Origin of the sequence: Stenotrophomonas sp. HMWF023 (genome assembly GCF_003060985.1) — a bacterium.
Classification (GTDB): Bacteria; Pseudomonadota; Gammaproteobacteria; order Xanthomonadales; family Xanthomonadaceae; genus Stenotrophomonas; species Stenotrophomonas lactitubi.
In genome coordinates this window covers 1-1234 of the sequence record NZ_QAIJ01000246.1, presented here as the reverse complement: position 1 = coordinate 1234, position 1234 = coordinate 1, and the positions used below count along the sequence as shown (strand labels likewise).

2 protein-coding genes and 1 pseudogene are annotated in these 1234 nt (G+C 64.3%); 1 reads left to right on the top strand and 2 read right to left on the bottom strand.

Annotation, left to right across the window (positions count from 1 at the left end; genetic code table 11):
* A partial coding sequence (locus DBR20_RS13675; RefSeq protein ID WP_108266556.1) for a hypothetical protein occupies positions 1 to 388 on the bottom strand: 388 nt, incomplete at its 3' end.
* A 90-nt stretch (positions 389 to 478) separates the two neighbouring features.
* Here DBR20_RS13675 and DBR20_RS13670 point away from each other — a divergent pair.
* A complete protein-coding gene (locus DBR20_RS13670; RefSeq protein WP_049466119.1) occupies positions 479 to 730 on the top strand; it encodes a DUF3297 family protein in 252 nt (83 codons plus the stop codon).
* A 110-nt stretch (positions 731 to 840) separates the two neighbouring features.
* On the opposite strand, the pseudogene DBR20_RS13665 reads toward DBR20_RS13670, so the two are convergent.
* A pseudogene (locus DBR20_RS13665) lies at positions 841 to 1234 on the bottom strand (Na+/H+ antiporter); the annotation flags it as partial.

Sequence of the window (1234 nt, the reverse complement as noted above, 5' to 3'; positions counted from 1 at the left end):
CGAAGGCGGTGCTCATCAGCTGCACGCCGTCCAGGTCTGCGGCGAAATCCTCATCGTCCAGGTCGCCACCCCAGTCCAGCTGCAGGTTGAAGCGCGCCGACAGCTCGTTCACCGCCGACTGCAGCGAATCGAAGTCATCACGCTCGACCTCGAAGCCGGACTGCCAGGCGATGGCAGTGAACAGCGCCGGCAGCCAATCGCTGTCGGCTTCCAGCGGCTGGCCGTCCTCGGACAGATGCTCGCGCCAGCGGTTGAACTGCTGCAGGGCCAGCTCTTCGTCGCCCGGATTGATCAGCACAAGCAGGTTCCAGACCCGCGCCTCGAAGTCGTCCTCGTCGAAATCGTGGGCGTCTTCCTCGAAGTCGAAATAGTCGCTGTTGTCAGGCATGGCGGAACATCCTCGGGAGCAGGTGGGCATTCTACGGTTTATCCTGTACCGCTGAAGCCGGCCGTGGTGGCCGTCACTGTGAATGAAGCGATGAGCGATACCCCTCCCGACCACCTGGCGATCAACCCGGCCAGCCCCTTCCACGATGCGCAGGCCCTGGAGCGCGGCGTCGGCGTGCGCTTCAACGATGTCGAGCGCGACAACGTCGAGGAATATTCGGTCAGCGAAGGCTGGATCCGCGTGCAGGCCGGCAAGGCCCGCGACCGTCGCGGCAACCCGATGACCATCAAGGTCAAGGGCAAGGTCGAGGCGTATTTCCTGGAACAGAAGCCAGAAGCCTGACGGCTGCCTTGTAGAGCCGAGCCCACGCTCGGCTGCTTTCTGCTCAGGTGTCATGAAACCTGGACGGAAAGCTCAGCCGAGCGTGGGCTCGGCTCTACATAACAGACCGGTCATTCGCGCTTGCGCGATTCCAGCAGGTCGAGGTTGCGGATCAGCCGCCGTGCGATCTCGTCCGACACCACGCCGCGGCGGGTCAGCCTGAACAGTTCCTCGCGCTCGGCGTTGAGGCCGGCGCTGCGCAGCTGGCGGTAGCCGACCTCCATCCGGTTCACCTTTTCCGGGTCCACGTCGGGGTTGTCGCGGTCCAGATGCCGCTGATACAGCATGCTCACCCGCGATGCGGCGTCGTTGTACAGCTGCACGTTCTCGGTGTTCTGGTTCAGCACCAGCTGCTGGCGCATGCGCTCCACGCCCGCCAACGCGGCCTTCGAGGACAGCTTGCGGGCCAGATCCTCTTCCTTGCGCTCACCCGAATCGGCCGGCAGCTGCAGGCCTTTCAACAGC

What these genes read in the sequence shown, in the direction of transcription:
- DBR20_RS13670 (WP_049466119.1), top strand. Translation starts at nt 479, where the DNA reads ATGAGCGATACCCCTCCCGACCACCTGGCGATCAACCCGGCCAGCCCC.